Source organism: Acidovorax sp. Root402, from assembly GCF_001425125.1.
In the GTDB taxonomy this organism is placed as follows: Bacteria; Pseudomonadota; Gammaproteobacteria; order Burkholderiales; family Burkholderiaceae_C; genus Acidovorax; species Acidovorax delafieldii.
Genome location: NZ_LMDQ01000014.1, coordinates 619,594 through 643,276 on the forward strand (window position 1 = coordinate 619,594; position 23,683 = coordinate 643,276).

21 protein-coding genes and 1 other RNA gene are annotated in these 23,683 nt (G+C 63.6%); 9 read left to right on the forward strand and 13 right to left on the reverse strand.

Annotated elements, in window-relative coordinates; translation table 11 throughout:
• Positions 1-22 precede the first annotated feature (22 nt).
• The 13 genes from hutH to ompA all read right to left on the reverse strand — a co-directional run bounded on the left by hutH (position 23) and on the right by ompA (position 11,429).
• Positions 23-1,561 (reverse strand): histidine ammonia-lyase, encoded by a 1,539-nt coding sequence (hutH, locus tag ASC83_RS13995; protein ID WP_056063605.1) that lies wholly within the window; start codon positions 1,559-1,561, stop codon positions 23-25.
• 200 nt (positions 1,562-1,761) lie between these two features.
• Complete coding sequence (gene hutC / locus ASC83_RS14000; RefSeq protein ID WP_056063609.1) at positions 1,762-2,574, reverse strand: histidine utilization repressor; 813 nt, start codon at positions 2,572-2,574, stop codon at positions 1,762-1,764.
• A 30-nt stretch (positions 2,575-2,604) separates the two neighbouring features.
• Entirely contained in the window at positions 2,605-3,384 is a 780-nt protein-coding gene (locus ASC83_RS14005; RefSeq protein WP_056063613.1) for an ABC transporter ATP-binding protein, read from the reverse strand.
• Complete coding sequence (locus tag ASC83_RS14010) at positions 3,381-4,241, reverse strand: ABC transporter permease (protein WP_056063616.1); 861 nt, start codon at positions 4,239-4,241, stop codon at positions 3,381-3,383. The genes ASC83_RS14005 and ASC83_RS14010 overlap by 4 nt, the downstream gene beginning before the upstream one ends.
• A gap of 22 nt (positions 4,242-4,263) precedes the next feature.
• Positions 4,264-5,229 carry an ABC transporter substrate-binding protein gene (locus ASC83_RS14015; protein WP_056065066.1) on the reverse strand — a complete coding sequence of 322 codons (966 nt, stop codon included), beginning with the start codon at positions 5,227-5,229 and terminating at the stop codon, positions 4,264-4,266.
• Positions 5,230-5,635: 406 nt separating this feature from the next.
• Positions 5,636-7,018: a cell wall metabolism sensor histidine kinase WalK gene (locus tag ASC83_RS14020; RefSeq protein ID WP_056063619.1), complete on the reverse strand. Its 1,383-nt coding sequence runs from the start codon at positions 7,016-7,018 to the stop codon at positions 5,636-5,638.
• On the reverse strand, positions 7,015-7,701 hold the full coding sequence (locus tag ASC83_RS14025) for a response regulator transcription factor (protein WP_056063622.1): 687 nt from the start codon (positions 7,699-7,701) through the stop codon (positions 7,015-7,017). Before ASC83_RS14025 ends, ASC83_RS14020 begins: the two co-directional genes overlap by 4 nt.
• A gap of 17 nt (positions 7,702-7,718) precedes the next feature.
• The gene (locus ASC83_RS14030; RefSeq protein WP_056065068.1) at positions 7,719-8,045 is read right to left on the reverse strand and encodes a hypothetical protein; all 327 of its coding nucleotides are present in this window, start codon (positions 8,043-8,045) and stop codon (positions 7,719-7,721) included.
• 17 nt (positions 8,046-8,062) lie between these two features.
• Positions 8,063-8,530 (reverse strand): Spy/CpxP family protein refolding chaperone, encoded by a 468-nt coding sequence (locus tag ASC83_RS14035; RefSeq protein WP_056063625.1) that lies wholly within the window; start codon positions 8,528-8,530, stop codon positions 8,063-8,065.
• Positions 8,531-8,907: 377 nt separating this feature from the next.
• Positions 8,908-9,294: a transfer-messenger RNA gene (ssrA, locus tag ASC83_RS23600) on the reverse strand.
• Positions 9,295-9,307: 13 nt separating this feature from the next.
• Positions 9,308-9,982 (reverse strand): HAD family hydrolase, encoded by a 675-nt coding sequence (locus ASC83_RS14040; protein ID WP_056063628.1) that lies wholly within the window; start codon positions 9,980-9,982, stop codon positions 9,308-9,310.
• 1 nt (position 9,983) lies between these two features.
• Positions 9,984-10,694, reverse strand: a complete 711-nt coding sequence (ubiG, locus tag ASC83_RS14045) for a bifunctional 2-polyprenyl-6-hydroxyphenol methylase/3-demethylubiquinol 3-O-methyltransferase UbiG (RefSeq protein ID WP_056063631.1) — start codon at positions 10,692-10,694, stop codon at positions 9,984-9,986.
• Between the two features lie 90 nt (positions 10,695-10,784).
• Positions 10,785-11,429 carry an outer membrane protein OmpA gene (gene ompA, locus ASC83_RS14050; RefSeq protein ID WP_015014428.1) on the reverse strand — a complete coding sequence of 215 codons (645 nt, stop codon included), beginning with the start codon at positions 11,427-11,429 and terminating at the stop codon, positions 10,785-10,787.
• Positions 11,430-11,652: 223 nt separating this feature from the next.
• Between ompA and gyrA the strand changes: the two genes are divergently transcribed.
• The 9 genes from gyrA (at position 11,653) to lapB (ending at position 23,664) form a co-directional block, all read left to right on the forward strand.
• Complete coding sequence (gyrA, locus tag ASC83_RS14055; protein ID WP_056063635.1) at positions 11,653-14,316, forward strand: DNA gyrase subunit A; 2,664 nt, start codon at positions 11,653-11,655, stop codon at positions 14,314-14,316.
• Positions 14,317-14,411: 95 nt separating this feature from the next.
• Positions 14,412-15,521, forward strand: coding sequence for a 3-phosphoserine/phosphohydroxythreonine transaminase (gene serC, locus ASC83_RS14060; protein ID WP_056063638.1), 1,110 nt, complete (start codon positions 14,412-14,414; stop codon positions 15,519-15,521).
• A 65-nt stretch (positions 15,522-15,586) separates the two neighbouring features.
• Positions 15,587-16,684, forward strand: a complete 1,098-nt coding sequence (gene pheA, locus ASC83_RS14065) for a prephenate dehydratase (protein ID WP_056063641.1) — start codon at positions 15,587-15,589, stop codon at positions 16,682-16,684.
• Between the two features lie 12 nt (positions 16,685-16,696).
• On the forward strand, positions 16,697-17,569 hold the full coding sequence (locus ASC83_RS14070) for a prephenate dehydrogenase (RefSeq protein WP_015014432.1): 873 nt from the start codon (positions 16,697-16,699) through the stop codon (positions 17,567-17,569).
• Between the two features lie 156 nt (positions 17,570-17,725).
• Positions 17,726-19,756, forward strand: a complete 2,031-nt coding sequence (locus tag ASC83_RS14075) for a bifunctional 3-phosphoshikimate 1-carboxyvinyltransferase/cytidylate kinase (RefSeq protein WP_056063644.1) — start codon at positions 17,726-17,728, stop codon at positions 19,754-19,756.
• 195 nt (positions 19,757-19,951) lie between these two features.
• Complete coding sequence (rpsA, locus tag ASC83_RS14080) at positions 19,952-21,637, forward strand: 30S ribosomal protein S1 (protein WP_056063647.1); 1,686 nt, start codon at positions 19,952-19,954, stop codon at positions 21,635-21,637.
• 85 nt (positions 21,638-21,722) lie between these two features.
• Positions 21,723-22,055, forward strand: coding sequence for an integration host factor subunit beta (locus ASC83_RS14085; RefSeq protein ID WP_056065071.1), 333 nt, complete (start codon positions 21,723-21,725; stop codon positions 22,053-22,055).
• A gap of 132 nt (positions 22,056-22,187) precedes the next feature.
• Complete coding sequence (locus ASC83_RS14090; RefSeq protein WP_056063651.1) at positions 22,188-22,517, forward strand: lipopolysaccharide assembly LapA domain-containing protein; 330 nt, start codon at positions 22,188-22,190, stop codon at positions 22,515-22,517.
• The gene (lapB, locus tag ASC83_RS14095) at positions 22,507-23,664 is read left to right on the forward strand and encodes a lipopolysaccharide assembly protein LapB (RefSeq protein WP_056063654.1); all 1,158 of its coding nucleotides are present in this window, start codon (positions 22,507-22,509) and stop codon (positions 23,662-23,664) included. The genes ASC83_RS14090 and lapB overlap by 11 nt, the downstream gene beginning before the upstream one ends.
• The last annotated feature ends 19 nt before the right edge of the window (positions 23,665-23,683 follow it).

Here is a 23,683-nt window from a genome sequence, read left to right on the forward strand (position 1 = left end):
CAAGGGGTATGCGTAGAGAAAATCAGGCGAAGCTGGGCAGGCATTGCGTGAGCGCTGCAGGCCAGGTGGACTGCTGGGCCCATGCGCGCATGGCTTCGATGTCGGGGGCGAGGTAACGGTCCTGCTCCAGGTAGGCCACGCGCTCGCGGATGGCGGCGAATTGCGCTTCGATCAGCGGAGAGGATTTCAGGGTGCGGTCGAATTCCATGCCCTGCGCAGCGGCCATGGCCTCGATGCCGACCATCACCGCCGCATTGCGCACCATGTCGCCCAGGCGCCGCGCGCCGTAGGTGGCCATGGAGACATGGTCCTCCTGGTTAGCCGATGTCGGCAGGCTGGTCACGCTGCTGGGGTTGGCCAGGCACTGGTTCTCGGCCGCCAATGCGGCGGCGGTGACCTGGGCGATCATGAAGCCCGAGTTCACGCCGCTGTCGAGGATCAGGAAGGCGGGCAGACCCGAGAGGCCCGGGTCCAGCAGCAGCGACAGGCGGCGTTCAGAAATCGCACCGATCTCGGCCACGGCCAGCGCAATGATGTCGGCCACAAAAGCCACGGGCTCGGCGTGGAAGTTACCGCCGGAAATCACGTCCCCGTTGTCGAACACCAGGGGGTTGTCGGAAGCCGCATTGGCCTCAATGGTCAGCACGCGCGCGGCGTGGTGCAGGTTGTCAAGGCACGCACCCATCACCTGCGGCACGCAGCGGATGGAGTACGGGTCTTGCACGCGGCCGCAGTTCGGGTGCGAAGGGTCGATGGCGCTGCCGTCGAGCAGCGCACGCACGGCGGCCGCCACGGCGATCTGCCCGGCCTGGCCACGCGCTTCGTGGATGCGAGCATCAAAGGGTTTGACAGAGCCCTTGATGGCTTCGAGCGACAGGCAGCCCGCAACCAGCGCGGCGGCAAAGACGCTCTCGGCGCCAAACAGCCCGGCCAGTGCAAGTGCGGTGGACACCTGCGTGCCGTTGAGCAGCGCGAGCCCTTCCTTGGGGCCCAGCACAAACGGCTGCAAACCGATGGAGCGCATGGCCTCTGCCCCCGGCACCACCTTGCCGTCCACCTTGGCCTGGCCTTCACCAATCAGCAAACAAGCCATGTGCGCCAGCGGCGCCAGGTCGCCCGACGCGCCCACCGAGCCTTTGGCCGGAATCACCGGCAGCACGTTGGCGTTGGCCAAGGCCAGCAACGCATCCACCAGCTCGGGGCGCACGCCCGAGTGGCCGCGCGCCAGGCTCACGGCCTTGGTCGCGAGGATGAGGCGCACCACGTCGTCGGGCAGCGCATCGCCCGTGCCCACGCTGTGCGACAGCACCAGATTGCGCTGCAGCTCGGCCAGGCGCTCGTGCGCAATCTTGGTGCTGGCGAGCTTGCCAAAGCCGGTGTTGATGCCATAGACGACCTGGTCTTCATCGACGATGCGCTGCACCGTGGCCAGGGACTTCTGCAAACCCGCGCGGGCCGACGCATCGAGCACCAGTTGCACAGGGCCCGCGTGGATGCGGCGCAGCTCGGCCAGCGTGACGCGGCCGGGGTGCAGGGTGAGGGATGAAGCGTTGTGTGTCATGGTATTGATCCTGTATATACAAGTAGGTACAAGCAAAAAATAACAGCGTTAATTCGTTCTTCAAATCCTGTTGGCCAATACCGCTACGGGTGAAACTGCCAGGGCACCCGCGAGAGACGCCGAGCAAGGGCCGCCCCGCAGCGAGGGTGTCGTCCCCCTTGAGGGGGAAGGCGCGAAGCGACTCAGGGGGTGCTTCATATTCAACCGGCGACGGGATTGCCGTCGGCGCGGAAGCGGCTGCCCAGGCGGTAACGGGTGGCGGGGTGCAGGCAGCGCACCACGGTAATGGGCACGCCGCGCGACCAGGTGCGGCGGGTGAGCAGCAGGCAGGGCTCCTGCGGAGACATCTCCAGCAGCGTGGCCTGCTCCGCGGTGGGCATGACGGCATCGACCACATGCTCGATCTGGTCGAAGGGCACGTTGCGCACCAGGTATTCGGAGGGCTGCAGTTGCGTGAAGTCCTGGGCGGCGAACTGAGGCACCTGGCGCGGGTTCACATGGCGGTCTTCCAGTTGCACAGGCAGGCCGTCTTCGCGATGGATGCACAGCGAGTGGAACACCGACTCGCCCGTGCGCAGGTCCAGCGCGGCGGCCACCTCCAGCGTGGCGGACGTGCGTTCCACCGTGAGCACGTCACAGCGGTAGTCGTGCCCGCGCTGGCGGATTTCGCTGGCCAAATTGGCAATCTGCAACAACGTGGACTGTGGCTTGTCCTCGGCCACAAAACTGCCCACGCCCGCCACACGCACGATGCGGCCCTGCTCCACCAGCTCGCGCAGCGCGCGGTTCACCGTCATGCGCGAGATGCCGAACTGGGTGACCAGCTCGTTCTCGGATGGCAGGCGGTCGCCCGCACGCCAGATGCCTTCCTGGATCTTGCGCGAGATGTGGTCCTTGACCTGCTCGTACAGCGCCATGGCTTGCGCGGGTGCAGCCACGGCGACCACCGCCTTGGCGGGCGTGGCGCTGCGCGGGGCAGTGGCTGCAGTGCGGCGGGAAGGACGGGCGCTCATGTGTGGATGCGGGGCTGGTGCAGGTTCAGATCAGTGCAGGTCCGCCGCCATGGATTCAGCGCGGATCTCTTCGGTGAGGCGCGCCTTGAGGTCCATGAACTCGGGGCTGGTCTTGATCGTGTAGTGGCGCGGGTGCGGCAGGTCCACCGCCAGCTCGGTCTTGATGCGGCCGGGCCGGGCGCTGAACACGGCGACGCGGTTGGCCATGAAGATGGCTTCGTCGATGTCATGGGTGACGAAGAGCACCGTCTTGCGCTCGGCCTCCCAGATGCCCAGCAGCAGCTCTTGCATCAGCACGCGGGTCTGGTTGTCGAGCGCGCCGAAGGGCTCGTCCATCAGCAAAATCTTGGGGTCGTTGGCCAGCGCGCGCGCAATGGCGGTTCGCTGCTGCATGCCGCCCGACAGCTGCTTGGGAAAGTGCTGCTCGAAGCCGCGCAGGCCGACCTTGGCGATGAAGTACGCGGCGCGTTCCTTTTGCTGTGCCTCGGGCATACCGCGTTCGCGCAGGCCAAAGCGGATGTTCTGCTCGATGGTGAGCCAGGGGAACAGCGTGTAGCTCTGGAACACCATGCCGCGGTCGGCGCCGGGGCCTTCGACGGGCACCCCATCCAGCAGCACGCGGCCGCTGGTGGCGTGGTCCAGCCCCGCCACGATGCGCAGCAGCGTGGACTTGCCGCAGCCCGAGGGGCCCAGGATGGTCACGAAGTCGTTGTCCTTCACCTCGAAATCGACCGGCTGCAGCGCCTGCGTGCGCTGGCCTTTGGCAGTCTCGAAGACACGCGAGACGGCTTGGATGGATACGCTGCTCATCGCACAAAACTCCAGGCAAACAGACGGTGGTTGAGCGCCTTGAAGGCGAAGTCGGACACCAGCCCGATGAGGCCGATGATGATGATGCCGAAGATGATCTGACCGGTGTTGAGCAGCGACTGGCTGTCGGTGATCATGTGACCGATGCCGCTGGACGAGCCGATCAGCTCGGCCACGATCACATAGGTCCACGCCCAGCCCAATACCAGGCGCAGGGTCTCGGCGATCTCGGGCGCCGCGCCAGGGATGAGCACGCGCGTGACGATACCCTTGTGGCCCGCGCCCAGGGTGTAAGCAGCTTCCACCAGGTCGCGCCGCGCACCACCCACGGTGACGGCCACCATCAGCGTGATCTGGAAGACCGAACCGATGAAGATGACCAGGATCTTCTGCGCCTCGCCAATCCCAGCCCACAGGATCAACAGCGGGATGAAGGCCGACGCAGGCAGGTAGCGGCAAAACGAGACGAAGGGCTCAAAGAACGCCTCGATGCCCTTGTACGCGCCCATCGCAATGCCCAACGGCACGGCAATGATGGCGGCCAGGATGAAGCCGCCGACCACACGCCAGATGGTCATGCCGATGTCTTTGATGAAGCCGTACTCGGTGAACAGCAGCCAGCCTTCCTTCACCATGGTGACGGGGCTGGCCAGGAAGGTGGGCGACACGAAGCCGCCCAATGTGAAGAACGCCCACACCGCCACGAACAGGGCGAAAAAGGCCAGCCCGAGCATCCAGCGGGCGCTGCTGCTCACAGGCTCTAGCGGGGCCAGCGAGCGCCGGCGCGCGGGGGCATGTGGTCCGGCTTTTTGCTCGGGTTTTGGCTCGGTAACAGACAGGGGTTGCACGGCGGACATGGAGCGCTCTTCTTCCGTCTATTTACTTGATGAAGCTCGCGTCGAAGGTAACGGCCAGGTCTTCAGGCGCCTTGCGGATGATGCCGGCCTCCAGCAGGATGGCCGTGGCGTCCTTCATGAACGCGGTCAGCTCGCCCGCAAAGAACTTCTGGTTGGCGGCCTTGTCCTGCCAGCGCAGGAAGGACGACGACTTGGCGAACTGCTCGCCCGTCTGCTTGACCGCAGCGCCCATGATCTCGTTGGACTTGGTCGGGTCGGCCTTGATCATGTCCAGCGCCTGGAAGTAGGAGTTGGCCAGTGCCTGTGCGGCCTTGCCGTTGGCCTTGAGCCAGGCGGGGTCGCAGCCCACGGTGTCCATCACCATCGGGTAGTCGAGCGTGGTGGCCAGAATCTTGCCGGCCGCAGGGTTGTCGCGCACGGTGGACAGGTAGGGCTCGTACGTCATGGCGGCGTCGTTCTGGCCCGCCACGAAGGCCTGCGCGGCCGCCTGGGGCGACAGCGTGGTGGTCTTCACGTCCTTGAGGCTCATGCCGTTCTTGCTCAGCATCCAGGCCAGGCCAAAGTACGGAGCGGTGCCGGGCGCATCCACGCCGATGGTCTTGCCCTTGAGGTCGGCAAAGCCCTTGATGTCGCCGCGCACCGCAATGCCGTCGGCGCCGTAGGACTTGTCCATCTGGAAGATCTGCACGATGGGCACGCCGTTGGCGTTCCAGGCGACATGTGTTTCGACCGTGGTGGCGGCGCACTGGATGGACTTGGAGGCCAGGGCCAGGTGGCGGTCCTTCTGCGGAATCATCTTGATCTCCACATCCAGGCCGTTCTTCTTGAAGATGCCAGCCTTGTCGGCCAGCGTGAGCGGTGCAAAACCTGTCCAGCCGGACATGCCCAGCACAATCTTGGTGTCCTGCGCCTGGGCCGGTGCGGCCAGGGCCATCATGCATGCTGCTGCCGCTGCCAGCGACGTCCATTTCACAACCGATCGAGTCATCATCTGCTCCTGTTTGAAGAAAGTACCTTGGCCCTGCCCACCGGAACGCACCTGCGTACCGGAAGCCATGATGACAGTTTCAGCATACCTGTATATACAGGGTAAACACTGAAAAATCCGGCTCATGCGAGGGGGTGCCGATCTTCAGCAAGAACGGGGCCAGGGAGGATGGTGTGTTCTCTGGTGGTCCAAGGCACCAGAAACAACTCCTGATTTGATAGCTATCGGGGCAATAAACACGAGCGCCACAGCGCAAAAAAGCTATCAATTTTCGTCGATAAGCCGGACATGGCCGCTGGCAGGTCCACTTCCCCATTGCACCAGGCCTGTGCGCTGGCCTAGCCGCATCGGTGCGACGCCACCTGCCAGCGCAAAGGCCAACCTGTCTATGCCGCCGGCTCGCGACCTATTCCACCACCGGCAAACGCACGGTGACCGACAGGCCGGGCTCTGCATTGCGCATGTGCAATTGCCCGTCGTGCGCCTGCGCCACCAGCCGGCACAGGTACAAACCCAGTCCGACGCCACCGGTGGCACGCTGGCGTGCGGTGTCCGGGCGGTAGAACGCCTGGGCCAGGTGTGGCAGGTGCTCGGGGGGCACACCGCGCCCATGGTCACGCACCTCCAATTCCAGCACCCTCCCCTCATCCGCCAGCCGCAAATGCAGCTCAGGGGGAAAGGCACCCGACTCACTGTGGCGCAGGCTGTTGTCCAGCAGGTTGCGCAGCAAAAGCCGCAGGCGGGACCGGTCCAGCCGCACCGAGGGCAAGTCCGGCGCCACGTGCAAGGCAATATCAGCGGCCCCGGCATGGCGGGAGCACAGGTCGGCCACCACTTCGCGCGCCAGTTCGGTGACATCAGTGGGCTCGCGGTGCAGCGCCGCATGGCGGCCCGCCAGGCGCTCGCTTTCCAGCAGGTCGGTGATGAGGCCCGCCATTTCACCCAGGTCGCGCATCAGCGCCAGGCGCTGCGGTTGCACATCGGCCGTTTCGGGCAGCAGCTCCGTGTTCAGGCGGGCCCGCGTGAGTGGGCTGCGCAGCTCATGGCTCATCGCCAACAACAGTGCACGCTTGGCCTCCAGCATCTGGTGGATGTCATCCCCCATGGTGTTGATGGTCTCGGCCAGCTGGCCCAGCTCGTCCGGCCGGTGGGCATGCCGCACCGGTATGGGCTGGGCAAAGTTGCCGTTGCCAAAGCGCTGCGCGCCCTGGCGGATGTCGTCCAGCGGACGCAACAGATGCCGCACATATACATAGGCCAGCGCCGTGAGCAGCAGCAGCACGGTCAGCGTGCCCCACGCAATGCGCGGGCGCTTGTCCCAGGACAGCGCGTTCAGGCCGAACTCGATATGGTGCCCATCTGCCGTCGTGCGGCGCAGCAGGCTGTGCCCGTTCTCGTCCCCGGTCCAGCGATCTTCCTGGCGGAACTTGTCGCTCACCCAGTCGGGGTTCTGCTGGTCGGGGTGCGATGCCCAGTGGATCTGCGGCCCGTCGATGCGCAAAGTCAGTGGCAGGCGATTGGCAATCGCCTGCGAGCGCTCAATGCTCGGCGGGCTGCCAATCTCGGCGGCAAGGCGGTCCACATAGTCCATCAGCAGCGGCCGCGCAGCCTCGCGCCAGCCTACGGACACGGCCTTTTGCACCCCGCCCATGAACGTGACCGCCACAGTCACGGCCAGTGCCATGAACACCAGCACCAGCCGAATGCGCAGCGAATGCCCTACCGCGTGGCGCGCCCGGCGGTGCCAGGGGCAGTTCGGGTCGTGAATGGGAGAACAAATCTGCTTCATGGGGCAGCGCGGCGCAAAGCCAGGGAGTAGCCCACGTTGCGCAATGTCTTGATGCAGTCCAGCGGCTCCAGCTTCTTGCGCAACCGGCTCACTACGATGTCCACCGCGCGGGTGTACAGCTCGGCCTCATGACCACGCAGCTGGTTCAGGATGTCGTCGCGGCTGAAGACCTTGCCGGGCTCGCGCGCCAGCAGGTGCAACAGGTCGAACTCCGTGCCGGTCAGCTCCACAACCACACCATGGCGCTGCACACTGCGGCGCGCTGCGTCGATGGACAGGCCCTCGAACTCCAGCGCGCCCACGGCAACGCCTTGCCCCGGCGCCCTGCGCCGGCGCAACACCGTCTGCAGGCGCGCCACCAGTTCACGTGGCTCAAAGGGCTTGGGCAGATAGTCGTCAGCCCCCAGCTCCAGCCCCACCACCCGGTCCATCACCTCGCCGCGCGCGGTCAGCATCACGATGGGCAGGTCGCCCTGCTTGCGGATGGTGCGGCACAGCTCAAACCCGTCCATCTCGGGCAGCATCACGTCGAGGATGGCAGCGTCAAACCCGCCGGCCGTCAGCTGTGCCAAGCCGTCGCTGGGCCGAAGTGCATGAACGAGTTCCAGTTCAAAACGCTGGAAGTAAGTGGCCAGGGGAGCGCCCAACTGCGCGTCGTCGTCAATCAACAATATGCGGTGCATGAGCAATTCTCACACCGTCAGGCGCGCTCCCCAAGGGCGGTATCGACAGAAGCGCCAGCCGCACACAATGCGCGGTGTCGCACGATGAGTCGCCGCAAACGGCCCTGCGCACCGGCATGGAGCGCATCAAAATGGTCGGCAGCCGCCAGCAGGGCAGGCAGCGTGTGGGCCGCCACCGAGGGCTGGCGAGCGACCAGGCCCATCGCATGCTCGCGGTCAAAGCGCGGCCCCCAGACCAGCGACATCAGCTCATCGTGAGGCTCCGGCATGCCCGACAGCAGCGCGGGCCCGTGCACACGAACGCCCTGGGCGAGGCGGTGGATAGGTTCCAGCGTGGGTGACATGCAATGCTCCCCGCCCATCACCCGCGGGCCATCCAGCCCTTGCGACGCTGCATCAGCTCGCGCACTTTTTGCTGCTGGTCAGGGTTCAGGCTGTCATAGAAGTCGGCCATCGCATTGACCACCGCGGGACTGTGGGCCTGCACCGCACGCGTCTTGTCTTCGAGCAGGGACTGCGCCCGCACCCGATCAAACTTGTCGCCCGCCACAATGGCCTGCACCTCGGCTCGGGGGTCTGCCGTCTTGCCGACGAACGCTGCGCGCTGGGCTTCCAGTTGATCGGCCAAGGCATTGAGCTTGGTCTTTTGTGCCTCGTTCAGATCCAGCTTGCTGCTAACCCGGTCCACCATCTTGCCGCGCACTTCCGCCATCTTTTCCGCAGTCATCGGGCCGCGCTGGTGGTGCCCGCTGGAGCAGGCCGTCAGCCCACCCACCGCGATGGACGCACCAAAAATGCCCATCAGCGTTTTCTTGATCCAGGGTTTCATGATGCTGTCCTTTCAAAGACGGTATGGAACATGACCCTGATGGTGCGCGCAGCGGCTTGGAACGTGGTCTCGAGCCAGTTTCGGTTTATTTCATTTTGTTTCTTAAGCGGTGTTGGCGAAGCACGTTAACAGGTGTTTGACTGCGCGAACGGCAGCGTGTTAGCCGATTTTTTCAGGGGTTTACAACGCGAAGCCGGGGATATACAGCCACCGCGGATTGCCGTTGAGGGACATGGTTCAAAGACGTCACGCCTCAGAGCCAGAAGGTGCATCGAATCGTTCGGTAAGGGCGAACGGAAGCAACTATCCTTGCGCAGCAGGACAAAATCAGTGGGAAAAGAAAAACCCCCAACCGTTACCGGTTGGGGGTTTATGTTTGGTGGAGCTGGCGGGAATTGAACCCGCGTCCGCAAGCCTTCGTCAGGCAGATCTACATGTTTAGCGGTCTGATTTGGATCTCGCTACCCATGTCGCGCAGTCGCACGCTACATGGGCCGCCAGCACCCTATTTTCTCGCCTCCACCCAAGGTACCCGGATGGAAGCCAGCCCATGTAATTATCCTTGCAGCCGGGAGGCACTGATTGCTCAGAACCCCCTTGCCCAGCCCATCGGCCAACTGTTGCAAGGCTCACTGGCAATTAAGCAGCGAGTGCGAAACGTTCGTCGTTTGCAGTTAGTTTGTTAAATCGAGATTTACGAGCGTGACTCAAGCTCGACATGCACCACACTGATCCCGAACCCACGTCGAAACCAGGACAGCCCCTAGACTTCTTATTTTAGGCGTTCGCGAGCAATTGCAAGAGCTCACCGGGAGATTTAATTGCGGCGTGGGCGCCCCACTCTGCAGGGTCGGTCTTGGCGCCCAAATAGCCGTAGATGGCGGCCACTGTACCCATGCCTGCCGCCAGACCTGCCACGATGTCACGCTCGTCATCACCCACGTAAATGCACTGCTCCGGCGGCACACGCAACCGCGCAGCCGCTTCCAGCAGGGGCGCGGGATGGGGCTTGGCGTGTGGCGTGGTGTCGCCACTGACCACTGCCGATGCGGTGGCAAACAGCGGAATGGCCTGGGTCAGGGGTTCGGTAAAGCGGGCAGCCTTGTTGGTGACCACACCCCACGCCATGTTACGTTCGAGAATCTGGTGAACCAATTCCGGCACACCTTCAAAAATGGTGGTCTGCTCGGTCATGCGAGTTTCATAGTTCACGAAAAACTCTTCGCGCATGATGGCAAAGTCTGGGTGATCTGGCTCCATGCCAAAGGCTTCTGCCAGCATGCCACGGGCCCCTGCTCCCGCCATGGGGCGATATCGGGCCGGGGGCAGCGAAGGCAGACCTCGGTCGGTGCGCATTTTGTCTGCGGCCGCCCCCAAGTCTGGTGCGCTGTCGATCAGAGTCCCATCCAAATCAAAAAGGACTGCGCGAATGCCATGAAAAACGGTAGCCATATCAGCCCAGGCGACGCGCGGCAAACAAGTAATTGACGCTGGTGTTGGCGCTGAGCCAATAGCGACGCGTGAGGGGGTTGTATTCCAGGCCCTTGGTGTGCAGAACATCCAAGCCCGCACTGCGGCAATGCCCTGCAAGCTCGCTGGGGCGGATCATCTTGGCGTATTCGTGGGTGCCGCGCGGCAGCATGTTAAGCACGTACTCCGCACCCACGATGGCCAACATGAAGGCTTTGGCATTGCGATTGATGGTGGAGAAGAACACCCAGCCGCCGGGTTTGACCAAGGTGGCGCAAGCGCGGACCACCGAGGCGGGATCCGGAACATGCTCGAGCATCTCCATGCAGGTCACCACATCAAAACCAGCGGGCTGTTCAGCGGCCATGGCTTCGGCGCTGATTTCACGGTATTGCACGTTTTGGGTGCCCGCTTCCAGAGCGTGCAGTTGCGCCACGCGCAGCGCTTTAGTTGCCAGATCGATACCCAGCACTTCCGCACCCTTGCGCGCCATGGAGTCGGCCAGAATGCCCCCGCCACAGCCCACATCCAGCACACGCTTGCCGGTCAAGGCACTCAGCCCATGAATCCAGTCAAGCCGCAGCGGGTTGATCTGATGCAATGGACGAAATTCACTGTCAGGGTCCCACCAACGATGGGCCAATTCTGAAAACTTGGCCAGTTCGGCCGGATCTGCATTGACGGTTTCGATCATGTCGCTGATTGTCCATGAAGGGAGAGCACGAAAAGCCCTGGACGCAAAAAAGCCCCGCGAGCGGGGCTTTTTTGTGAAGCAATCCGAAGATTACTGAGCGGCGCGGGTGCCAACCACTTCGATTTCCACGCGACGGTTCTTCGCACGGCCTTCGGCGGTCTTGTTGTCAGCCACGGGTTGCTTTTCGCCCTTGCCTTCGGTGTACACGCGGTTCTTTTCGATGCCCTTGGACACCAAGTAAGCCTTCACGGCTTCAGAACGACGCACCGACAGCTTCTGGTTGTAAGCATCAGAGCCGACGGAGTCAGTGTGACCCACAGCAATGATCACTTCCAGATTGATGCCCTTGACCTTGGAAACCAGGTCGTCCAGCTTGGCCTTGCCTTCTGGCTTGAGCACCGACTTGTCGAAGTCGAAGAAGGCGTCAGCAGCGTAGGTCACCTTGGTGGCGACTGCAGGAGCTGGTGCGGGAGCAGGTGCAGGGGCGGCAGCGGGTGCTGGAGCAGCAGCAGGAGCTGGTGCAGCGGCAGGAGCGGGAGCAGCGATTGCGCCGTCGCAGCCAGGAGCTGCCGTAGCAGGCGTCCAGTTGGCATCGCGCCAGCAGTATTCGTTGGTACCGTTCTTCCAGACCAGTTGGCCAGAAGCATCGCGCCAGTTGTCAACGGTTTGTGCGCCAGCGGCGGTTGCGAGCGCTGCAGAGGCAAACAACATCGCCACTTTGTTCAGTTTCTTCATGGTTCTCCTCTTGGGGAAAAAGCCGCAGCCGCGCTGCGAATCAGGACGCCTGGGGTGACCACCACCCTAAGCGTTCAAACGATTGTGCCATACGTAACAGGGCAAAAGCTGCGCGCGCTGGTCGGGCCCCGTAGGACAAAACCTGAATTGCTTCGATATGTTGCGCCGTCGCTACACGGTCTTACGCCTAAAATGGCTCTCCTTTGCCGCCCCCGCCGTCCCAATGACCCAGTTTGCCAAAGAAACCCTGCCGATCAGCCTCGAAGAAGAGATGCGGCGCAGTTACCTCGATTACGCGATGAGCGTGATTGTGGGTCGTGCACTGCCCGACGCGCGTGACGGCTTGAAGCCTGTGCACCGCCGCGTTCTTTTCGCCATGCATGAGCTCAATAACGACTGGAACCGGCCATATAAAAAGTCGGCTCGTATCGTGGGCGACGTGATCGGTAAATACCACCCGCACGGGGACTCTGCGGTGTACGACACCATTGTGCGTATGGCGCAGGACTTCTCGTTGCGCCACATGCTGGTGGATGGACAAGGTAATTTCGGATCCGTGGACGGCGACAACGCTGCGGCCATGCGATACACCGAAATCCGCCTGGCCAAAATCGCCCATGAAATGCTGGGAGATATTGACAAGGAAACGGTCGATTTCGGCCCCAACTACGACGGCAGCGAGAAAGAACCGTTGGTATTGCCCAGCAAGCTGCCCAACTTGCTGGTGAATGGATCGGCAGGTATTGCGGTGGGTATGGCCACCAACATTCCGCCACATAACCTCAACGAAGTGGTCGATGCGTGCCTGCACATGCTGCGCAATCCCGAGACGACCATCGATGAGTTGATGGAAATCATCCCGGCCCCAGACTTCCCCACCGCCGGCATCATCTACGGCATCAACGGCGTGAAGGATGGCTACCGCACCGGACGCGGCAAGGTGGTGATGCGTGCCAAGTGCCACTTTGAGGACATCGACCGTGGCCAGCGCCAAGCGATCATCGTGGACGAGCTGCCCTACCAGGTCAACAAGAAGACGCTGCAGGAGCGTATGGCCGAGCTGGTGCACGAAAAGAAGATCGAAGGCATCAGCCACATCCAGGACGAGTCGGACAAATCCGGCATGCGCCTGGTGATCGAACTCAAGCGCGGTGAAGTGCCCGAGGTGGTGCTCAACAACCTGTACAAGCAGACGCAGCTGCAGGACACGTTCGGCATGAACATGGTGGCGCTGATTGACGGCCAGCCCCGCCTGTGCAACCTGAAGGATCTGATCAGCGTCTTCCTGCAGCACCGCCGCGAAGTGGTGACTCGCCGCACGGTGTTCGAGCTGCGCAAGGCACGCGACCGTGGCCATGTGCTGGAAGGCTTGGCCGTGGCCTTGGCCAACATCGACGACTTCATCGCCATCATTCGCAACGCGCCCACGCCCCCTGTGGCCAAGGCGGAGCTGATGGCCCGCCCCTGGGACAGCAAGCTGGTGCGCGAGATGCTCACGCGCACGCGTGCTGACGGTGGTGTGATCAACGCCGACGACTATCGTCCCGACGGCCTGGAAAAGGAATTCGGCATGGGCCAGGACGGCCTGTACCGGTTGTCGGAAACGCAGGCCCAGGAAATCCTGCAGATGCGACTGCAGCGCCTGACAGGCCTGGAGCAGGACAAGATCGTCGCCGAGTACAAGGAAGTCATGGCGGTCATCGAAGACCTGCTGGACATCCTGGCCAAGCCCGAGCGCGTTTCGGTCATCATCGGCGACGAACTCACCTCCATCAAGCAGGAGTTCGGCCAGCACAAGCTGGGCGCACGTCGCTCCATCGTTGAATACAGCGCACAGGATCTCTCAACTGAGGACCTGATCACCCCCACCGACATGGTGGTGACGCTGTCCCACACCGGCTACATCAAGAGCCAGCCCCTGTCCGAATACCGTGCCCAAAAGCGCGGCGGACGCGGCAAGCAAGCGACCGCGACAAAGGAAGACGACTGGATCGACCAGCTCTTCATCGCAAACACACACGACTACATCCTGTGCTTCTCCAACCGTGGCCGCCTGTATTGGCTCAAGGTGTGGGAAGTGCCGGCAGGCTCGCGCGGCTCGCGTGGACGCCCTATCGTCAACATGTTCCCGCTGCAGGACGGCGAAAAGATCAACGTGGTACTGCCGCTCACCGGCGACATGCGCAGCTTCCCTGCGGACCGCTACGTGTTCATGGCCACCAGCATGGGCACCGTGAAGAAGACGGCACTGGACGAGTTCAGCAACCCGCGCAAGGGCGGCATCATCGCCGTGAACCTGGATGACGGTGACTACCTGATCGGCGCGGCCCTCACCGATGGCAAGCACGACGTGATGTTGTTCAGCGACGGTGGCAAGGCCGTGCGCTTCGACGAAAACGATGTGCGCCCACTGGGCCGTGCGGCGCGTGGCGTGCGCGGCATGATGCTGGAAGACGGACAGAGCGTGATCGCCATGCTGGTCGCCGAAGACGAAACGCAGAGTGTGTTGACCGCCACCGAAAACGGCTACGGCAAGCGCACCAGCATCACCGAATACACCCGCCATGGCCGTGGTACCAAGGGCATGATCGCCATCCAGCAGAGCGAGCGCAACGGCAAGGTCGTTGCCGCCACGCTGGTGCACGCGGACGACGAGATCATGCTGATCACCGACAAGGGCGTGCTGGTGCGCACCCGCGTGAGCGAGATCCGCGAACTGGGCCGTGCCACGCAGGGCGTGACGTTGATCGCACTGGACGAAGGCTCCAAGCTCAGTGGCTTGCAGCGCATTGTTGAGAACGACGCCAATGTGACGGATGCAGAAGCTGATGGGGATGCAAGCCCGGACGGTGGCACTTCCTCCGCACCTGAAGCCCCCGACGCCTGACCACCGCAGGGCGTGAAGACGCCCCGCTAACGCTATCAAAAGCGAAGCATCAGGCGCTTATCGAATAAGCGCCTGATGCATTTTTAGCCCCTAACATGACACGCCCTTACAACTTCTCCGCAGGCCCCGCCGCCATCCCCTCCGAAGTCCTGCAACAAGCCGCTGCCGAGATGCTGGACTGGCACGGCAGCGGCATGGGCGTGATGGAAATGAGCCACCGCGGCAAGGAGTTTCTGTCCATCTACGAAAAGGCGGAAGCCGACCTGCGCCAGCTGCTGGCCGTGCCGTCGCATTTCAAGATCCTCTTCATGCAAGGTGGTGGCTTGGCCGAAAACGCCATCGTTCCGCTCAACCTGTCGCGTGCCGGCGTGGTCGATTTTGTGGTGACCGGCAGCTGGAGCCAGAAGTCGCAAAAGGAAGCGCGCAAATATGCGTCCGAAGTCAACATCGTCGCCACGGGCGAAGAGACGGGCTATACCACCGTGCCGGACCCAGCTTCGTGGACGGTGAGTCGGGGCGCGAGCTACCTGCACCTGTGCAGCAACGAAACCATCCACGGTACCGAGTTCCACCAGCTGCCCGACCTCACGGCGCTGGGCAGCGATGCGCCGCTGGTGATCGATTTCTCCTCGCACGTGGCCTCGCGGCCCGTGGACTGGAGCCGTGTGGGCTTGGCTTTTGGCGGAGCGCAAAAGAACCTGGGGCCCGCAGGCCTCACGCTGGTGATCGTGCGCGACGACCTGCTGGGCCATGCACTGCCCGCCTGCCCCAGCGCCTTCGACTACAAAATCGTGGCCGACAACCAGTCGATGTACAACACGCCGCCCACCTGGGGCATCTACGTCGCCGGACTGACCTTCCAGTGGCTCAAGCGCCAGACCGAAGGCAGCCTGACCGGCGTGGCCGCCATGGAGCAGCGCAACATTGCCAAGGCCACGCTGCTTTACAACGCTATCGACCAATCGCAGCTGTACGTCAACAAGGTGGCGGCCAACTGCCGCTCGCGCATGAACGTCCCGTTCTTCCTGCGTGACGAAAGCCGTAACGACGCCTTTCTGGCCGGTGCCAAGGAGCGCGGGCTGCTGCAGCTCAAGGGCCACAAGTCCGTGGGAGGCATGCGCGCCAGCATCTACAACGCCATGCCATTGGCGGGCGTGCAGGCGCTGGTGGACTACATGCGAGAATTTGAGCAAAAGCACGCCTGAGCGCGCACCCGACACGACAGCAACAAAAAACGGCTCCCAGAGCACGCACCGCTACCCCACCGTCCATGAACAATCCGCAAGCCTCACCCGACCTCGCCAGCCTGCGCGTGCAGATCGACAGCATCGACCAGCAACTGCTCACGCTGCTGAACCAGAGGGCGCTGGTGGCCGAACAGGTGGGTGAGGTCAAGAAACGTGAGGGCACGCCCTTCTTCCGCCCCGACCGTGTGGCGCAGGTCATCGACAAGATCACCAACGCCAACCCGGGCCCGCTCAAGGGTGCGCACGTGGCGGCGATCTGGCGCGAGATCATGTCTGCCTGCCTGGCCCTCGAATCACCCCAGCGTGTGGCCGTGCTGGGCCCCGAGGGCACGTTCTGCGAGCAGGCCGCGATTGAATTCTTCGGCGGTGCCGCCGACCTGATGTACTGCGCCAACTTCGACGAGGTGTTCCACGCCACGGCGGCGGGCAGTGCCCAATATGGCGTGGTGGGCGTAGAGAACTCCACCGAGGGCGTGGTCACCCGCTCTCTGGACCTGTTCCTGCACACCCCTACGCATGTGGTGGGCGAGGTCAGCCTGCTGGTGCGCCACAACCTGCTGCGCACCAGCAACTCGCTCGATGGCATCGAGGTGGTGCTGGCCCATCCGCAAGCACTCGCACAGTGCCAGGCGTGGTTGTCCAAGCACCTGCCGCATGCCGAGCGCCGCCCGGTGTCCAGCAATGCCGAAGGCGCGCGACTGGCCACCACCAACCCGGCCTGGGCGGCCCTCTCCAGCGAGCGTGCGGCCACCCAGTTCGGCTTGCACATCGTCTCCCATGCCATCCAGGACGACGCCTACAACCGTACCCGCTTCGCCATCATCTGCCTGCCACACACGCTGCAGACGCCGCCTCCTTCGGGCAAGGATTGCACCAGCCTCGTGGTGTCGGTGCCCAACCGCCCCGGCGCCGTGCACGACCTGCTGGTGCCGCTCAAGACGCACGGCGTGTCCATGACGCGCTTTGAGTCGCGCCCTGCCCGCACGGGCCAGTGGGAGTACTACTTCTACATCGATCTCGACGGCCACCCCGCCCAGCCCCACGTGGCACGGGCGCTGGAAGAACTGCGCAGCCTGTGTGCGTTCTACAAGGTCCTGGGCACCTACCCCGTGTCATCCTGAGGAGCAGCCGCCATGTTTGAACAATTGGGACTGATCGGCTGTGGGCTCATGGGAGGCTCATTCGCCCTGGCCATGAAGAAGGCCGGGTTGGTCAAACGCGTGGTGGGCTACAGCAAGTCGCCCTCCACCACCGACCGCGCCCGCCAGCTGGGCGTGATCGACGTCGAGGCGCCTTCCGCGCTACTGGCCGTGGCGGGCGCAGACATTGTGCTGGTGGCAGTCCCCGTGGCAGCCACCGAGGCCACCCTCAAGGCCATCAAGCACCTTGTCACCCCCCAGATGCTCATCATGGATGTGGGATCGACCAAGTCCGATGTGGTGCAGGCCGCACAGCGTTCGCTGCGGGACCAGGTGGGCTCCTTTGTGCCCGCACACCCCATCACGGGGCGCGAAGTGTCGGGCGTGGAACACGCCGAAGCCGACCTGTACAGCGGGCGCCAGGTGATCCTGACGCCCACCGAGCGCACCCTGACGGCCCAGTTGCAGGACGCCGAAAAGATCTGGACTGCGCTGGGCTGCCGCGTGACCAGCATGTCGCCGGAGTCGCACGACGCGGCCTTTGCCGCCGTCAGCCACCTGCCCCATTTGCTCGCGTTTGCAATGATGAACAGCATCACGGGCCAGACGCACGGTGACGACTTTCTGTCCCTCGCAGGCCCCGGATTCCGCGACTTCACCCGCATTGCCGCCAGCGACCCCAAGGTGTGGCGCGACATCCTGCTGTCCAACCGGGACGAGCTGATTGCCCAGTCCAAGCTGTTCCAGCAGGCCCTGCGCAACATCGAGCAGGCCATGGAAAAAGGCAATGCCCAGGCGCTTGAAGACATGCTGACCTTGGCCAGCGAAACCCGTGCGCATTGGCGCATGGGCGCGAAGCGGAAATGACCCCCTGAGTCGCCTTCGGCGCCTTCCCCCAAGGGGGACGCACCCGGTGGCCTGGCGAAGCCAGCTCCACGGGTGCACTGGTGTTGGGGCGCGCCAGTTCTGCAGGCTGCCGGCCGCACGAACGCTCTTTGAGCCGCAATTGGACACAACACAACGATGTACAGCACCGCATTCCTTGATCTTCCCCCTTTGCAAGCCGCTGCGGGTGAAGTCCACCTGCCAGGCTCCAAGAGCATCTCCAACCGGGTGCTGCTACTGGCCGCGCTGAGCAACGGCACCACCACCGTGCACGACCTGCTGGCGTCCGACGATACGCGTGTGATGCTGGACGCCCTGCGCCAGATCGGGTGCACAGTGGATGAAGCGGGCAGCACCGTGCGCATCACGGGCCTGGGTGGCCGCCTGCCCCAGTCTCCCGCCAAGCTGTTCCTGGGCAATGCGGGTACCGCCATGCGCCCACTCACGGCGGCGCTGGCGCTGCTGGGCGGCGAGTTCGAGCTGTCTGGCGTGCCACGCATGCACGAGCGCCCGATTGGCGACCTGATTGATGCCCTGCGCCAGCTAGGCTGCCAGATCGACTACCTGGGCAACGACGGCTACCCACCACTCAGGATCGCCCACGGCCAGGGCGTGCCTGCGCTGGCGCTGGCAGAGCCCATCCGCGTACGTGGCGACGTGTCCAGCCAGTTCCTCACAGCCCTGCTCATGGCGCTGCCGCTGGCGGCTGGCACGCAGGCCATCGTGATCGAGGTGGTGGGCGAGCTGATCTCCAAGCCCTACATCGCCATCACGCTGCAACTGCTGGCGCGCTTTGGCATCGTGGTCGAGCACCAGAACTGGCAGCGTTTCACCATCCCTGCAGGCAGCCGCTATCAGTCGCCCGGCAGCATCCATGTGGAGGCAGACGCCTCATCCGCTAGCTATTTCATAGCACTTGGCGCAATTACATCTAGCGCTAGCGACCAAAAAGGCATCAAGATTCAGGGTGTGGGCCTGGATTCAATCCAGGGCGACATCCGCTTTGTCGAAGCGGCCCGGGCCATGGGCGCCGTGGTCACCGGCGGCCCCAACTGGCTGCAGATCGAACGCGGCGCCTGGCCACTCAAGGCCATTGAGCTGGACTGCAACCACATCCCCGACGCGGCCATGACGCTGGCCGTGATGGCCCTGTATGCCCAGGGCACGACCACGCTGACCAACATCGCCAGCTGGCGCGTGAAGGAAACCGACCGCATCGCCGCCATGGCCACCGAGCTGCGCAAGCTCGGCGCCACGGTGGAGGAAGGTGCGGACTACATCCGCGTGACGCCTCCCGCCGAGTCCGCTGACTGGAAAGCCGCCAGCATCCACACCTACGACGACCACCGCGTGGCCATGTGCTTCTCGCTGGCCGCCTTCAACCCGGCGCGTCTGCCGGTGCGCATCGAAGACCCCAAGTGCGTAGCCAAGACCTTCCCGGACTACTTCGAGGCACTGTTCTCGGTCGCCCAGGTCGAAACCTCTCACATCCCGGTGATCTGCATTGACGGCCCCACGGCCTCGGGCAAGGGCACGGTGGCGGCGGCGGTGGCGCAACGGCTGGGCTATCGCTTTTTGGATTCCGGCGCGATGTACCGCATCACCGCCCTCGCCGCGCTGCGGGCGGGTTTCGCCATCGATGCGGACCACGAAGCCCGTATCGCCACCCTGGCCCAAACTCTGCCGGTGCGGTTTGAGGGCGGCAAGGTGTGGCTGGGCAGCGACGACGTGACCGAGGCCATCCGCACCGAAGAAGCCGGTATGAACGCGTCCCGTGTGTCCGCTCTGCCTGCAGTGCGCACGGCGCTGGTGGACCTGCAACACAGCTTCCAGCGCCTGCCGGGGCTGGTGGCCGATGGCCGCGACATGGGCACCGTGATCTTCCCCGAGGCCCCCTTGAAGGTGTATCTCACTGCCAGCGCCGCCTGCCGCGCAGAACGCCGTTATAAGCAGTTGATTTCTAAAGGTTTTTCGGCTAGTATCGAAGACCTTCGCGCAGATTTGGAGGCGCGCGACGCCCGGGACAGTTCCCGTAGCGTTGCACCCTTGAAGCCCGCGCAAGACGCTCTGGTCCTGGACAACTCCGATTTGACGATTGAACAAGCCGTCGAACAGGTGTTGGCCTGGTGGCAGGAGCGCCAGCCCTTCGCAGCTTCTGCGCAGCGCTGACAATGTGGAGCCCTCGGGCTCCAGGCAGTGCCGAAAGGCCTTGCCACAGGCCCACGCAGCCCCCATCGCGCGTCAGCGCACAGGTTGTGTGGATCGATAACCTAACCCGCGGCTCTGCCGCAAAAAACCACCGCAAGCAGCTATAAAAACGGTAGCAATGGTGCTGCCGGAATCCTGTTTGTGGCAAGGAAACACATGTCCGAATCTTTTGCCGCCCTTTTTGAAGAATCCTTGCAGCGCACGGAAATGCGCCCAGGCGAAGTCATCACCGCTGAAGTCGTGCGCGTTGAGCACAACTTCGTGGTTGTGAACGCTGGCCTCAAGTCCGAAGCCTACGTGCCGCTGGAAGAGTTCAAGAACGACAAGGGCGAAGTCGAAGTCCAAGTGGGTGACTTCGTGTCGGTGGCCATTGGCTCCATCGAAAACGGCTACGGCGACACCATCCTGTCGCGCGACACCGCCAAGCGTCTGGCTTCCTGGATGAGCCTGGAAAAGGCCCTGGAATCCGGCGAATTCGTCACTGGCACGACCAGCGGCAAGGTCAAGGGCGGTCTGACCGTTCTGGTCAACGGCATCCGCGCATTCCTGCCCGGTTCGCTGATCGATACCCGTCCGATCAAGGATCTGACGCCGTACGAAAACAAGACCATGGAATTCAAGGTCATCAAGCTGGACCGCAAGCGCAACAACGTGGTGCTGAGCCGCCGCGCTGTGGTGGAAGCCTCCATGGGAGAAGAGCGCGCCAAGCTGATGGAAACCCTGAAGGAAGGCTCCATCGTTCAAGGCGTGGTCAAGAACATCACCGAATACGGTGCGTTCGTGGACCTGGGCGGCATCGACGGCCTGCTGCACATCACCGACATGGCATGGCGCCGCGTGCGTCACCCCTCCGAAGTGGTGACCGCTGGCCAGGAAATCACTGCCAAGATCCTGAAGTTCGACACCGAAAAGAACCGTGTCTCGCTGGGTCTGAAGCAAATGGGCGACGACCCATGGATGGGCGTGAACCGCCGCTACCCCCAAGGCACCCGCCTGTTCGGCAAGATCACGAACATTGCCGACTACGGCGCATTCGTGGAACTCGAACCCGGCATCGAAGGCCTGGTGCACGTGTCTGAAATGGACTGGACCAACAAGAACATCGCTCCCGCCAAGCTGGTTTCGCTGGGCGACGAAGTCGAAGTCATGGTTCTGGAAATCGACGAAGACAAGCGCCGCATCAGCCTGGGCATGAAGCAGTGCAAGGCCAACCCATGGCAAGAATTCGCACAGGACACGAAGCGCGGCGACCGCGTCAAGGGTCCGATCAAGTCGATCACCGACTTCGGCGTGTTCGTGGGCCTGGCTGCCGGCATCGACGGCCTGGTGCACCTGTCTGACCTGTCGTGGAACGAACCCGGCGAAGCCGCTGTTCGCAACTACAAGAAGGGCCAGGAAGTGGAAGCGATCGTGCTGGCCGTGGACGTGGACCGCGAACGCATCTCGCTGGGCATCAAGCAGCTCGACGGCGACCCATTCACGACCTTCGTGACCGTGAACGACAAGGGCCAGACGGTGACCGGCAAGGTCAAGACCGTGGACGCCCGTGGCGCTGAAATCGACCTCGGCGAAGACATCGTGGGCTACCTGCGCGCTTCGGAAATCTCCCGCGACCGCGTGGAAGATGCCCGCAACGTGCTCAAGGAAGGCGACGAAGTCACGGCCGTGGTGGTGAACGTGGATCGCAAGACCCGCAACATCCAGCTGTCGATCAAGCAAAAGGACATGGCTGACGAACAAGGCGCCATGGCCAACCTGAGCCAGCAATCGAGCCGCGAAAGCGCCGGCACGACCAGCCTGGGCGCCCTGCTGCGCGCCAAGCTGGACAACTCGGAAAAGTAAAGCGCTGACCCGTTAAACGGTCAGACAGCGGGCGCCTCGGCGCCCGCTCTTTTTTCAGCCAAGACTGCCTATGTCCCAAGATTCCATGACCCGCTCAGACCTCGTCGAAGAACTGGCCGCCCGTTTCGGCCAGCTCACCCACCGCGATGCCGAATACGCCGTCAAGACTATTCTGGACGCCGTGGGCGAGGCCCTGGTGCGCGGGCACCGCATCGAGATCCGGGGCTTTGGCAGCTTCTCGGTCAACCACCGCCCTCCCCGCATGGGCCGCAATCCACGCAGCGGCGAGGCCGTGGCCATTCCCGAAAAGCGTGTGCCCCATTTCAAGCCGGGCAAGGCCCTGCGCGAAGCCGTCGACAAACGCACGGCCGAAATGGAAGAAAAGGCACCGCCCGCAACGGGCACCCTGGGCAACTGATATCAAATTGATAGCAGCAAGCGCATGATTCACTAGCGCCTGCTGCCGTTTTGGCTTGTATTGACCTGAGAGAAGGCATCCACAGCCCCCCTGCGCCAAGCTCTTAGAATCGCCCCACCACTGGGGAGACCGATGAAATACCTCCTGTGGCTGCTCAAGGCAGCCATTTTTTTTACGCTCTTCGCCTTCGCGCTGAACAACCAGCAGGATGCGACCGTGCATTTCTTCTTTGGCACGCAATGGCGCGCGCCGCTGGTGCTGGTGGTGCTGACCGCATTTGCCGCAGGTCTGGTCGTTGGGGCCTTGGGCATGGTGCCGCGCTGGTGGCGCCACCGCAACGCTGCACGCCGCGCCCAGGCAGCAGTCGTGGTTGCACCAACGCCCGTAACGGCCCCCGCCGCCAGCGCCACCCCGGCAGCGCCCCCACCACCTCCTGACCTGCCTTCGATCCATGGAATATGACCTGAGCTGGATACTGTTGGGCCTGCCCCTGGCGTTTGTGCTGGGCTGGCTGGCGTCGCGTTTTGACCTGCGCCAGCTGCGCGCCGAAAACCGCCGCGCCCCAAAGGCGTACTTCAAGGGTCTGAACTTCCTGCTCAACGAGCAGCAGGACCAAGCCATCGACGCCTTCATCGAGGCCGTGCAGAACGACCCCGACACCTCCGAGCTGCACTTCGCCCTGGGCAACCTGTTTCGCCGCCGGGGCGAATACGACCGTGCCGTACGTGTGCACGAGCACCTGCTCTCGCGCGGCGATCTGAGCCGTACTGACCGCGAACGCGCCCAGCATGCGCTGGCGCTCGACTTCCTCAAGGCCGGGCTGCTCGACCGCGCCGAAGATGCGCTGCAGCGCCTGGAGGGCACCCCGTTCGAGGCCCAGGCGCGCCTGGCGCTGCTGGCCATCTACGAACGTTCCCGCGACTGGCCCCATGCCGCCACCATTGCCCGCAAGATGCACGACGCCGATCAGGGCGACTTCAGCACCCGGCAAGCCCACTACCTGTGCGAGCAGGCGCTGGCGCTGAGCGCGCAAGGCGACCTGCCGGGCGCTCAGGCCCTGCTGGACCAGGCAGTGGCCGCGGCTCCCGAGGCCGCGCGCGCGCGCATTGAACTGGCGCGCCTGCAACGCCTGATGGGTCAGCCGGCTGCCGTGCTGTCCACACTCAAGGCGCTGGGCGATCGCAACCCCGCAGCGCTGCCCCTGGCCGCCCCGCTGATGGTCGAGGCTGCCACCGCTACCGGCCGCACCCAGGAAGTACATGCCCTTTTGCAGGCGCACTATGCGCAAGCGCCTTCGCTGGACGTGCTGGAAAGCATCGTGGCCATGGAAGCCGCCGACGAGGCCACCCGCCCATCCGCCCGCCAGCGTTATGTGGAGCACCTGGACAAGGAGCGCTCCCTGGTCGCTGCTGCCAAATGGCTGGCCACCGAAAAGCTGGAACACGAAGAATTCCACCCCCAGGTTCAACGTGCCCTGGACCATGCCGTCAAGCCCCTGACCCGCTACCGCTGCGCGGCCTGTGGCTTCGAGGCGCGCCAGCATTTCTGGCAATGCCCCGGCTGCCAGACCTGGGACAGCTACCCCGCACGCCGGGTCGAAGAACTCTGACCCAAGCCTTCATCCCCAA